Source organism: Mycoplasma sp. 6243 (assembly GCF_051200785.1).
GTDB lineage: Bacteria > Bacillota_I > Bacilli_A > Mycoplasmatales > Metamycoplasmataceae > Mycoplasmopsis.
Genome location: NZ_CP195154.1, coordinates 250,967 through 263,526, shown reverse-complemented (window position 1 = coordinate 263,526; position 12,560 = coordinate 250,967). Strand labels below are relative to the sequence as shown.

At 28.2% G+C, this 12,560-nt stretch carries 15 protein-coding genes; 1 reads left to right on the top strand and 14 read right to left on the bottom strand.

What is annotated here, in order from left to right; translation table 4 throughout:
- Positions 1-15 precede the first annotated feature (15 nt).
- The 5 genes from rpsJ to tpiA form a co-directional block, all read right to left on the bottom strand.
- Positions 16-324 carry a 30S ribosomal protein S10 gene (gene rpsJ, locus ACR82Z_RS01225; RefSeq protein WP_435130116.1) on the bottom strand — a complete coding sequence of 103 codons (309 nt, stop codon included), beginning with the start codon at positions 322-324 and terminating at the stop codon, positions 16-18.
- A gap of 189 nt (positions 325-513) precedes the next feature.
- Complete coding sequence (locus ACR82Z_RS01220) at positions 514-852, bottom strand: thioredoxin family protein (protein WP_435130113.1); 339 nt, start codon at positions 850-852, stop codon at positions 514-516.
- A 10-nt stretch (positions 853-862) separates the two neighbouring features.
- The gene (locus ACR82Z_RS01215) at positions 863-1,834 is read right to left on the bottom strand and encodes a hypothetical protein (RefSeq protein WP_435130110.1); all 972 of its coding nucleotides are present in this window, start codon (positions 1,832-1,834) and stop codon (positions 863-865) included.
- A 1-nt stretch (position 1,835) separates the two neighbouring features.
- A complete protein-coding gene (locus ACR82Z_RS01210) occupies positions 1,836-3,500 on the bottom strand; it encodes a ribonuclease J (protein ID WP_435130107.1) in 1,665 nt (554 codons plus the stop codon).
- 128 nt (positions 3,501-3,628) lie between these two features.
- Positions 3,629-4,363, bottom strand: a complete 735-nt coding sequence (gene tpiA / locus ACR82Z_RS01205) for a triose-phosphate isomerase (RefSeq protein ID WP_435130103.1) — start codon at positions 4,361-4,363, stop codon at positions 3,629-3,631.
- Between the two features lie 105 nt (positions 4,364-4,468).
- Here tpiA and recU point away from each other — a divergent pair, with 105 nt between their 5' ends.
- Positions 4,469-4,957, top strand: coding sequence for a Holliday junction resolvase RecU (gene recU, locus ACR82Z_RS01200; protein ID WP_435130100.1), 489 nt, complete (start codon positions 4,469-4,471; stop codon positions 4,955-4,957).
- On the opposite strand, the gene ACR82Z_RS01195 is transcribed toward recU, so the two are convergent.
- From ACR82Z_RS01195 to ACR82Z_RS01155, 9 genes are all read right to left on the bottom strand, one after another.
- On the bottom strand, positions 4,954-5,235 hold the full coding sequence (locus tag ACR82Z_RS01195) for an HU family DNA-binding protein (RefSeq protein WP_435130097.1): 282 nt from the start codon (positions 5,233-5,235) through the stop codon (positions 4,954-4,956). The genes recU and ACR82Z_RS01195 overlap by 4 nt on opposite strands.
- An 81-nt stretch (positions 5,236-5,316) precedes the next feature.
- Positions 5,317-5,973, bottom strand: coding sequence for a chromate transporter (locus tag ACR82Z_RS01190; protein WP_435130094.1), 657 nt, complete (start codon positions 5,971-5,973; stop codon positions 5,317-5,319).
- A complete protein-coding gene (locus ACR82Z_RS01185; protein ID WP_435130091.1) occupies positions 5,973-6,560 on the bottom strand; it encodes a chromate transporter in 588 nt (195 codons plus the stop codon). The genes ACR82Z_RS01190 and ACR82Z_RS01185 overlap by 1 nt, the downstream gene beginning before the upstream one ends.
- A 38-nt stretch (positions 6,561-6,598) precedes the next feature.
- A complete protein-coding gene (locus ACR82Z_RS01180) occupies positions 6,599-7,102 on the bottom strand; it encodes a hypothetical protein (RefSeq protein WP_435130088.1) in 504 nt (167 codons plus the stop codon).
- Positions 7,103-7,239: 137 nt separating this feature from the next.
- A complete protein-coding gene (secA, locus tag ACR82Z_RS01175; protein ID WP_435130085.1) occupies positions 7,240-9,786 on the bottom strand; it encodes a preprotein translocase subunit SecA in 2,547 nt (848 codons plus the stop codon).
- Positions 9,787-9,816: 30 nt separating this feature from the next.
- On the bottom strand, positions 9,817-10,752 hold the full coding sequence (tsaD, locus tag ACR82Z_RS01170) for a tRNA (adenosine(37)-N6)-threonylcarbamoyltransferase complex transferase subunit TsaD (protein ID WP_435130082.1): 936 nt from the start codon (positions 10,750-10,752) through the stop codon (positions 9,817-9,819).
- Complete coding sequence (tsaB, locus tag ACR82Z_RS01165; protein ID WP_435130079.1) at positions 10,752-11,303, bottom strand: tRNA (adenosine(37)-N6)-threonylcarbamoyltransferase complex dimerization subunit type 1 TsaB; 552 nt, start codon at positions 11,301-11,303, stop codon at positions 10,752-10,754. The genes tsaD and tsaB overlap by 1 nt, the downstream gene beginning before the upstream one ends.
- Positions 11,296-11,703, bottom strand: coding sequence for a tRNA (adenosine(37)-N6)-threonylcarbamoyltransferase complex ATPase subunit type 1 TsaE (tsaE, locus tag ACR82Z_RS01160; protein ID WP_435130076.1), 408 nt, complete (start codon positions 11,701-11,703; stop codon positions 11,296-11,298). The genes tsaB and tsaE overlap by 8 nt, the downstream gene beginning before the upstream one ends.
- Positions 11,672-12,529 carry a DegV family protein gene (locus ACR82Z_RS01155; protein ID WP_435130073.1) on the bottom strand — a complete coding sequence of 286 codons (858 nt, stop codon included), beginning with the start codon at positions 12,527-12,529 and terminating at the stop codon, positions 11,672-11,674. The genes tsaE and ACR82Z_RS01155 overlap by 32 nt, the downstream gene beginning before the upstream one ends.
- Positions 12,530-12,560 lie beyond the last annotated feature (31 nt).

Below are 12,560 nucleotides of genomic sequence, written 5' to 3'. Positions count from 1 at the left end.
ATCTCCTTAATTAAATTATTTTTGAACTTTTACTTGTAAAAGCACACCAGCAGGCAAATCTAAACGATTAATTTTATCAGTTAGTTGTGCTGAAGGGTTCTTGATTACAACTAATCTTTGGTGTGTTCTACTTTCAAATTGTTCACGACTAGTTTTGTTGATGTGAACAGATCTTAAAATAGTAACTTCATCTCTTTTAGTTGGAAGCGGAATTGGACCACTAACATCAGTTTTTTCTTCTTTAGCTAACAAAAATAATTTCTTTGCTGCTAAATCAACTAATGCATGGTCAAACCCTTTAACTTTGATGTTTAATTTACTCATTAAATGTTGTCTCCTTGTTCGATTTTTGAACATAACTCCCTATAAAAACCTCAACCGTCCTCAACAACAATGACGATTAAGCAACCTTATAGATCAATGTTATAGTTGCTTTTCAATTATAAAGCAAAAATAAAAATACAGAAATCAAAAATCCTGTATTTTTTCTAACAACGGATGTTGGTGTATCAACTATGAAATTCTGTTTTCTATTCACTCTGAAAGCACTTCTTCGGGGACATATTCAAATGCTTTTTCAACTATTTCAGTACCGTTTAGTAAAATCATTGTAGGAACCTTTAGCACTTTTCATTCGGTATCTGGGTTTCTAAATAATTTTGCTTCTTCAGCATCCACATGAATAAATTGTACCTTAGTTTTTTCATATTTTTTTGCGATGCGATCTAAGGTAGGTTTCATCATTTTACAGTCTCCACATCAACCTGTTGTGAAAATCAAGAATGTTAAATCATCTTTTTGCTTGCTTTCAATAAGTTTTTTAGCATCATCTCATAATAATTTGTCAAACATAATAACTCCTTTAATTAAAATCTAATTTATCTAGTTCATCTAAGAAATCATCATTTTGTTGTTGTTGAATTATTGAAGTTTCAACAGCATTTTTAAGCAGTTGATTCGCTATTTGCTCATCAACTCTGGATATTATACTCTTTTCTAGTAATTTAAAAGATGTTTTTTTGTAATCTATATCATAAAATTTTGCTGCTTTAAATAAAAAATCAAGATATTTTTCAAAATGAGTAGTTGATAAATAAAAACTTTTATGCGAATTTATAAATTTCTTATATTGCTGAATATTTCACTTATTTTTCTTGATAATTAACTTGATATCAAGGATATATAAACACAAAAAAACGACTATACCTATTAATAATAAAATTACTAATAAACTTGATAATGTAGGTAAATAAAACAAATTAATAAGTGTATCAAAAACAACCCCAACATTATTATAAATTGAAATATCTTCAATAGTTACTTTTTGTTTCGATGTCATAAATTTTGCATATCAACCGTTTTTAAAAATATGTGCAGGAAGCTTTGTGTTAAATTCTACATCATGATTGTATATATAATGCAGGATTAAATGAGTTAAGATAACAAAAAACAAAAAGAGAAATAGTAAAATTTTCAACATTCAATTTTTAAATGCAACAAAATCTATTTTATTCACACGAGATGTTCAACTGATAGCTTTCTTTTTAGTAAATAAAGTAAAAATTCATACTAATATCGCTAAAAATCCAAACAATAATGCAAAAAAGATGCTATTTCCAAATAAAAGCCCATATGTATATAAATATGTTCATTGCAGTCAATTAGGTAAAATTTTTGATACATATAAAGCACAAAAAAGCAGACTTATAAGGTAAAAACTCAAAATTAAAATTAACTTTCAAATTTTGAGTTTTTTTTCTAAAGTAATATGGTTGCTAGGTAAAAATTCAATGAATTTTAAACCTAGCGAATTAAATAATTTACTTTTTTTCATATTATATAGTTGTTAGTGAAAAAGCGATCATTGGATCTTTATCGGTTATTTTAAAGATTCTTTTTCTTACTGTTTTTCTGATTTTTTCATTGAATTCACGCATTGTAGTAAAAGTTTTGGTATTAATAATTTCAATAATTGTATCTTTAATCAAATCATTTATTCTTGGTTGCTCTTGCACATCGATAACACCTACATAATTGATATGTAATTGTCCAATAATTTTCTTGGTTTTTGCTGAATAAAGCGAATTAATAATAATTACACCTTCGCGACCTAAAACTTCACGTTCTGCTAAAACTTCTGATGAAATATCCCCGACACCAAAACCATCTATAATGGTATCTCCAACATCTTTAATTTTACCATTATGTGAAATTAATTTTCCATATGCAAAATGTGCAACTTTTCCGTTTAATAAAACAATCGGATTAACTTCTTTTGCTAAATTTTTATCTTCTTTTATGTATGTAACTAAATCTACTAAATAACGATACAACCCTTGAGCAGGTAGTAAAACAGTGGGCTTAAGATTCTTAACCAAATTAAATACATCTTCTTTACTCGGACGACAATAAAAATATTCTTTTTCAGAAATATCAACTAAATTTGATGTCCTTTTTGCAATTTCATCTAATGTTACAGCTGCAAGCGATTCAAGACCGTTAACTGGAGGAGCAATCATAATTACACTATCATTTGAATCTATTTTTAAATATACATCTTCGTTATTAAGAATTCTTATAAAACGGGTATATAAACGTTCAATAGCACCAGTTACAAGCACAACAGCATTTGGATGCTTACTAATTTGTTTGTAATCAATTATTTCGGGGAACTTAAAATCTGGACTTATTTTTGCTTGAATTTGCTTCATTAAAAATAACAAATCTGCGTATGCTTTTCCATAAGGTATTACTGGACGATTATATTTATTAGCAAGTTCTATAATCTGCTGCATCGATACCATATCTTCACTATAACCACCTACTATTATTTTAGTATTTGGTTTTGCAAATCTAAATGTTTTTTCTACACTATCAGGTAGATATAATTTTTCAATTGCTCTACCACCACCCTTATCTTTACCTGCATCAGTAACCAATGCATTAATTTTACGTTTATTAAAAAGTTTTGGTAAATGTAAAAATCAAGTTCTACCAAAAATTCCTAAATCACCTTCAATATAATTAAACATAAACACATAATCACCATTTGGTGTAATAAAATCAAAACCTAAGTTACCTGGAGCGCTTCCTGGTAGTCCGATAGGTTGCACAAGTATGTTTCCAATTTTCTTACGGTCTGATAGAGCAATTAATTTATACGAATCATTTTTAATATTGTATTTATTAAGGCGTTCTTGGATAATTTGTTTATTTATAAAAGATGTATAAATTTTTAATCCTGGTATTTTCATTAAAAGTCATGGAAGTGCTGAAAAACTTTCATTACGAATATCTGTAATAAAAATACCTTGAATTTTTTTGCGATGTTTTTCTAAAAAAGTAAAATCAGGAATTAGTGTATCAACACCATTATTAGAGTTAATTGGTATTTTTACACCTGCATTTACAACATATAAATCATCGTTGTAGTCTAAAACATAACAATTTTTACCGTTTTCATCTTGCCCACCTAAAGCAAAAATATTTACTTTTTCCATTTGTCTCCTATGCTTATTCAATATAAATTCTTAATTTTAAAATAGTATATCTATTATAACAAAACAAAGTTAATTTTTATTTTTTTAATGATATTACAATAAAAAAGGCATAACTTATTATGCCAATCTTATTTAGTATTTTTCAATAAATCAATAAAACTTTTAAGTTCTAATGAAGCACCACCAACTAAAAATCCATTGATATCAGGTTGTTTTGATAATTCTGCTATATTACTTGGTGTAACACTTCCGCCATATTGCACTACCACATCTTTTGATGTGATTTCGTGGATATATTTACAAATATCTTGTGCTATTTCAGGTGTTGCAACCTTTCCGGTACCGATAGCTCAAATTGGTTCATATGCGATAACTACTTTTTTCAAATCTAAATCTTTTAAAGAAACTTCAAGTTGCTTTTTAATAACTTCTTTGGTTTGTCCTGCCTGATATTGCTCAAATGTTTCACCAACACATATAATTGGTTTTAAATGGTATGAAATAACTTGTTTTGCTTTTACATTTACTAACTCGTCTGTTTCAAAATGATATTTACGTCTTTCTGAATGTCCTAAAATAACATACGATACATCTAAATCAATAAGCATACTCGCAGATGTATCACCTGTATAAGCACCTGATTCATATGGTGAACAATCCTGTGCTGCTAAGCGAAATTTTTCAACTGTATTAACAACAAATGAACATAAATTAGCAGCAGGTACAGAGATACCAAATTCAATGTTTTTTGGTAATAATTCATTGTTAGAAAAATATCAATCACCAAATTTCTCAAAAAATTCCTTGGATTCTGAATAAGTTTTATTCATTTTTCAATTACCAATAATAAGTTTTCTCTTCATTTAACTCCTTTAAAGTATTTTACAGTATTTTTAAATTATTTTTATAAATAAGTTTATTTTATGTTCTGTTCTAGTTCATTAATGTATTTTAATTATAAATAAAATATGAATAAAAATCGTGGAATGTTTTTGGAATCAGTTTTGAATAAAACGATAGATTATTATTGAAGACATAAAATTGCTTATATTGAAAAGAAAGGATTGGATGTTACATTAAAAACAATAACTAAGGAAGGTAAGAAATTAGTAGTAAGAGATTCAAATATTTACAAAAAAAGTACTGTTGATTACATCGGCTGCTATAAAGGTATTTTTGTGTGTTTTGAAGCAAAAAGTTGTAACGAAGATCGCTTTGATTTAGCAAACCTTAAAGAACATCAAATAGATTATTTAAATAATATCAATTCAAATGGAGGGATAGCTTTTGTTGTTATATTTTTTTCACATGTAAATCGTTTTTTTAAAATTTACACAAGGTATTTAAGTAAATTATTTAAAGAAGGTATACATTCAATTAAATTAGATGATGTAATAAAAAATTCCAAAGAACTTTCTTTAGAATTTCCATGTATTTTAAATATACTGGATGACTAAGCTTTTAAATCGACTAAATCTCTCAAATATTTAGAAGGTTTATATTTAATCACACGTTTTTGTGGAACAACCTGCTCTTCTTTTGTAAATCTGTTTACTATTGTACGTTGTTTTTTAACCACTGTAGAGAAAATACCTAAGTGTGATAATCTAACTGTGTCTTCTGCAATTAATTGTTCTTTAAGGACAAAAACCATTGCATCAAGTACTTTTTCAACATCTTTTGGTGATGTCTCTAATCTATCAGCAACTTCCAATAAGAAATCTTTTTTTGTCATTTATTCTCCTTGTTAAATAAAATATAGGTATATTATAATACTTTTTCAAAAAAATGCCTATATTTTAGGGATAAAAGTTTTTTAACTGCCTGAAAAAGGAATAGCAAACAAAAAAAATGAAATAGCTATATTTATAACAATAATTAAAAATAATGAAAACTTTTTCTTAGCAAGATAATATGAAAACAAAATTCCTATCGGGACATATATTTTTAATAATATATTTCGATATCCAACAAAAAACACTTCTTTTTTTTCTATCGCATATTTAGCCAGCGATTTATTAAATGACACTTCAGGGACAAAGATAGCTAAAAATAACTGTAATGCGAGAGATAAAATAATTCCAGCAACAATTGGACGCATAATAATTAACATATTTTTTACAAATGTATTAGTTTTGAACTTATTAATATATTTCATTGCTAACACCATAATAATAATTGCAGGTAAGCAAAAAATAAGGTATGTTAAAAACATTGCTAAATAACCCCATCATTGTCCGTTTGCTATTATATAACCTGTAAAAAAAGCGAATTTTGTCGAAACTACGCCAGGGGTAGAATTTGCAACAGTGAATATTGTATTAATATGGTCATCATTAATATTTGCACCAAAGTTTTGTGCCAAAAACATTCATAATCAACGAAAGATTGGCATAAAAACTTGTCCTCCACCAAATACTGATAAGGAAATTAAAATCAAAAAAGGTAGAGCAACTAAAAAAGCCAAAATCATTATTTTCTTCCTAATTTAATTTGTTTTTTCTTTTTTCATAAAATCAAAAAAATTATTGAATATATTAATAAAACTAAAAAAATTGCTACTACCGGAATGTTATATGGTGCCGGAACAAAAAAACTATATGAAAATGCAAAGATAAAAATAGTAAGTCATAAAGGCATAAAAATTGCTTTATTTGCTTGTTTAATAAATCTAATTGCAAATTCCAACAAAAATGCAATAATTGCTATTAAAACACCTACTGATAGGATTCTTACATACTGAATTGGTATTTTATTAACTAAAATTAAAAAAGCAAAAGCAAGTAAAACATGGGGTAAAATTGCTATTAGTGTAATTAATGTTCCTTTTCATTTACCTAATAAATGAATTGATATATATGAAAGTGTTTGAATAACAGAAGCGCCTGGCAATAAATTGGTAACAATGACAATGTTTTCAAACTCTTCAAGTGTAATTCAGTTTCTTTTTTCAACTACCTCTCTTTTAATAATAGGCATTAAGGCATTGCCTCCACCAAAACCTACAAAAGTAACTTTCAAAATAAATAAGATTAATTGTGTAATATTAACTTTTCTCATAATTATTTAAGTAAAAAAGCATACTATTTGTATGCAATTTACTTTTTCTTTAAATTATCTGAGAATTTTTCAAATTCAGAAGCTAAATCTTTAAAAGTTGCAGTTTCACCTGGTTTTAATGTTGAGCAATTTCCTTTACATTCTGGTTTTTTACATTTTGGACATGTTGATTCAGGTCTTTTAAGTTTGCATAATCCTTTGCAATCTGTTTTACCACAATGTGGACAGGTTTGTGATTTTTGTAATTTACATTCTCCCTTACACTCTTTTTTTCCACAGTGTTTACAAACTTCTTCTTTTTTCATTTTACATTCACCACGACAACCTAATTTACCACATAATGGACAAACATGTGCTTTTTGAAGTTTGCATTCACCTTTGCAACCTACCTTACCACAATTTGGACAAGCAATAGATTTTTCAGTAGTTTGCTTATTTAAATGACATTTGACATCCTTGCAAGTAACACTATTATGAGAATGTGTTTTATTTGTCTTACATTCTCCTTTGCATCCTATTCTTCCACATGAACACTTTTCCATAATTATTCTCCTTTATTAAAGTTCGTTATATTGAGATTTAATTTGCAATATTTAATGCTCTATAATTTTACTATATTTAGATAATAAAATAATTAAAAAGCGAAAAAATGCCGTTATTTTATTAATAAAACAGGTTTTTAGTTTTCTGGTAAATCACTATTTTGATTTTCAAGTATTTCTTGTTGTTTTATTTCTTCAATTCTTCTGACAACAGAATAATATAAATCAACTAACTCTTGTTCTTGTTCTTCCAATGTTTTATAAGGATCTAAACTAAAATTATTTTTAACTTGTAAAAATACTGGGTCTGAAAGCATTTCTTTGGTAATAAGGGATTTTTTGCCAATATGATTTGAGAAAATACTTAACATAACATTGTATGCTATATCATCTAGTAATGCTTCAAAAAGTTTAGTTCCTTCATCGGTGTAAATTTGATAAGGATTTTTTTGCGAGTATTGAACCAAATGCACATTTGAACGCAATTTATCCATACGGTTGATATGAGTTTGTCATTTATTATCTAAAACCCTTAGGATTGTAGCACGTTTTAAATCAACTAATTCTTCGTGTGATGTTTTTTCGGCTGCATTCTTAAGTCATTCTTGATATACACTTAAAACAATATTAGAAACATAATCTGGTAAATCGCTTTCATGAATCGCACTAATTTCTTGTAAATTAAATTCAAACTTAACTAACTGACCGATATTAGCATTTAAAAAACTTACTAAACCTTCATAATTATAAATTTTATTATGAAGTTGATATTCACCACTTTTCACTATTGCACGAGCTGATGAAGCAATCATTCTACGAACAATAAAATCAATATTAGGTGAACCCAAAATTAAATCACGCTGTGAGTAAATCAAATCTCTTTGCTGACGAATAACATCATCATAATGCAACACTGATTTACGTGAATCATAATTCAATCCTTCGATTTTCTTTTGGGCATGATTAAATGCGTATTTAGTATTTTTATCAGTTATTTCGCTTCCATCTTCGCTTTTGAAAGCATCTTTAAAAACATCAAAGGTTGAAAAACGACGCATTAGTTGATCATGCATAGAAATAAAGAATTTACTTGTTCCGATATCACCTTGTCTACCAGAACGACCACGCAACTGATTATCAATTCTTCGCGATTCAGCTTTTTCGGTTCCTAAAACATACAATCCACCTAATTTTAATGCCTCAGGTGATGGTTTGATATCGGTTCCACGACCAGCCATATTAGTAGCAATTGTAACTGACTTAACACTACCTGCCTTTGAAATAATTTCAGCTTCTTGAGCATTTTGTTTTGCATTCAAAACTGTATGTGGAATCCCTTTATGAAGTAGCATTCGGTGCAATAATTCAGATTCTTCAATCTGTGCAGTTCCTACCAATACTGGTTGTCCTTTATGATAAAGTTCTGCTATTTTTTCAACAACTGCATTTCATTTATCTTCATAACTTCCATAAATTGAATCAGGTTCATCAATTCTGGCGATAGGTTTATTTGTGGGAACTACATTCACTCGCATATTATAAATATCAATAAATTCTTGTTCTTCAGTTTTTCCTGTTCCTGTCATTCCACATAGTTTTTTAAACATTCTAAAGAAGTTTTGGTATGTTATTGTCGCTAGAGTCTTGGTTTCCGCTTCAATTTCAACCATTTCTTTTGCCTGTATTGCCTGTTGCAATCCTTCGGAATAACTACGACCATCCATTATCCGGCCAGTAAAACTATCAACTAGTTCGATTTTCCCTTCACGTACTATATATTCAACATCAACACGCATAATTTTATGGGCACGCAAAGCATTCTGAATCAAATGTATATGTTCAGAATTTTCGATGTTATAAATATTTTTAGTTTTATAAAAACGATTTGCTTTAGCAATTCCTTGGTGAGTTAAAGCAACAGCCTTTGATTCGTCGTCTATGATATAATCATCAGGGCCTAGGGTACGAACAAATTGGTCTGCAGAAAAATAAGTTGCTACATCTTCTTGTTCACCCCCTGAAATAATTAAAGGTGTTTTTGCCTCATCGATTAAAATTGAATCAACCTCATCAATTAAGCAAAACTGAAGCCCTCGCTGAACTTTTTCAGCAACATTTTGCACCATATTATCACGTAAATAATCAAAACCTAATTCTGAATGCACTGAATAAGTTATATCGCACGCATAAGCGGCTCGTTTGTGATCGGGATCTAATTGTGCTTTATTTATTCCTACGGTTAAACCTAAAAAGTTAAAAACTTGTCCCATTTCTTCAGCATCACGCACTGTTAAATATTCATTAACTGTTGAAACAATAGCGCCTTTACCCAATAAGGCATTTAAATATACAGGTGCAATTGAAGTTATCGTTTTTCCTTCACCTGTTTTCATCTCAGCAACAGAACCTAAATCTAATAAAAGTCCACCTAAAATCTGAACATCAAAAGGACGCTTACCTAAAACCCTTTTGGTAGCCTCCCGCGAAACCGCAAAAACATCATTACGAATTTCTTCTAATGTATGTCCTTCTTCAAGAAATTTCTTAAAAATTTCTGTTTGTTTTTTTAGTTCTTCATCACTAAGTTGTGAAACATATTTTTCAAGTTTATTTATCTGTTTTAAAGCACTTTCTGCAATTCGCATTTCAGTTGTTTTAAAATCTAACATCTTTGATAAATTCATATTATTTAATTATACTTAATTTGTTATTTTTTAATATATTTTATTTGTAAGTCTTATATATGCTGCTTGTGCTATCATAGCTGCATTATCAGTTGCATATTTTAATTTTGGTATGATGGTATTTGGGTGTAATTTAACAAATTCTTTACGCAGTTCTGAATTTGCCGAAACTCCACCACCTAAAATTAATGTTTTAACTTTATATTGGTTCAATACAGCAGTTGTTTTTTCACACAAATATTCTATCGCTGTTTTTTGAAAACTTGCAACAACTTGGTTTATATCAATATCAATATTTTTCATTTTTTGATTATTTATATAATTCAAAACCTGTGTTTTTAAACCACTGAAGGAAAAGTCATATGGATTTTTAGTATGTGGTTTGCTAAATTTTATATATTCACCTTGATAAGTTTGTGAAATCTTATCAATTAAAACACCACCAGGAAAACCTAACCCAGATTTAACGGCAACTTTATCAAAACATTCTCCAACTGCATCATCCAATGTTTCTCCAATAATATCAAAATCAAAAACATCATGAGCAAGAATAAGTTGTGTGTGACCTCCCGAAACAAGTAAACATAAAGCAGGGAATTCAACATCTTGATCAATTGTTGCTGAAAACAAATGTCCGTGCAAATGATTAATTGGTATAGGCAATTTATTAATAGAAAGTGCGATGGCATAGGCGAATAAAAAACCAATTTGTAAGGTTCCTATTAATCCGGGTTCCTTTGTATAGGCAACGTAATCTATTGTCTCAATAGGATATTTATTAAAAATTATTTTTTGTAAAACAGCAATGTTCTTAACATGTTCTCTGGAAGCTAACTCTGGGATTGTTCCACCATATTCTTTGAAAATATCAATTTGTGAAATTGTGGATAACTGTAAAATCTTACCATCTTCTAATATTGCTAATGATGTATCGTCATGTGATGTTTCGATACCTAAAATACGCATTATTTACTTCCTATTTGTGGTTTTTTAATATATGTAGGTTCAACTTCTAATGGATGTTTTTTTGTAAAAATGTGTTGATAAGCAAGGAATTTGGAAATAACTTTCTGGTAATTAATGTTATCAAGGGTTATATTATCTGTTGCATCAATAACTTTAGTGCTTTCAAAGATATCTTCTGTTTTTAAGAACATCTGTTTATCAAAAAAATAAACTTTTTTTCCTTGTGCATCGGTGTAAAAAGTATCTTTATCATTCTGCATCATCAAAAGTTCAAATGTCGTAGTTGTATAAAAATCAATATTATTAGCCAATGCTAGTGTTCTAAAGAAAACAAAACCAACTCGAACTCCTGTAAAAAAACCAGGACCTAAATTTATATATAAACCATTAATTTCATTAATTTTTATATTAAAATCATTGAAATATTTAACTATTAAATCTATCTTTTTTTTATAATTTTCTAAAATCACTGATTTTATTAAATTAAAATTAAGGTCAAATAAAGCGATACAAAAATCTTTTCCAGTGGTATCCAAAAATAAATTATACAATTTCAATTTTATACTTTCTTGTATTATCAAAACTTATGTCAACTTTTACATATGCATCAAAAAGTAAATTCTTTTTTTCCGGTCATTCAATAGCTACAATATTGTCATCAAAGTAATCTTCAAATTCATCAATATCACCTTTATATGTATATAAATCAATATGAACTAATCCGTTATAAACTTTCATATAATTAAAACTAGGTGATGTAATATTTTCTTTTATTCCTAATAACTTACCTAAAACTTGTACAAAAGTTGTTTTTCCTGCACCTAATTCACCAGATAACAAAAGATACTTTTTTAGCTTTATTATAGGTAAAAAAGTTTGAATATTCTCTTTTAGTTGTTCTAAATCGTTAGCAAAAAAACTATATTCTTTCATATTCTTTCAACGAATCAACAATATTTTCACCTGTCCCAATTACTATCGCTTCTGGCCCAGTATGAATAGCAACAACAGTAGGGATTGGAAAAACTAGAATGTTACCATCATAAGAATTTTTATAATAATCAATAATTTCTTGATCAAAATCACCATTTGCTGTTAAAAGAACTAAATCTCGGTTTTCTTTTAACTCTAATTTGCGGTTAATTTCATCAAAAACACTTTTTAAAAAGATTCTACCTTTTCCTTGTTTAACTAATTTACCCTCACGAAAACGAATTAATGGAACTATTTTTAAAAGTTTTGCTAAGGTTGCTAATGCTGGTGTTAAACGACCTCCACGAACTAAATAATCATTATATTTAGGTATCAATGTAATATCTAAACTTTTATTTCAGTCGGATACATTTTTAATCGATAAGTCTACATCGTTGCTCAGAGCAAACTCTTTTTTAAATCTTGAAACTTGATCTAAGACTGTAAAAGAAAGATTTAAAGAAGCAACCACCTTAAGTTTAGGAAATTCCTGCTCAAGATTTTTTAAAATCTGATATTGGCCCGATAAATGCATTGAAATAGGGAATACAACTAAATTTTCATATTCATTAGATAATTGGGCAAATAAATCACTTGCATAACCAATTGGTGTTGCAGATGTTAAAACATTTTTAGTATTCTTATTAAATACTGTAAACAAATTGTCTTTAGTTATTTCAATACCATCTTGATATGATTTTCCATCTATTTGGATAATAAGTGGTAAATAATAAAATCCTAGTCTTTGTGCTTGTTCTTTTGTCAGCCCACTAGAGGAATCAATAATAATTGCTAGTTTTTTCATACTTATCTATTATAATAAAAAATGTTATAAT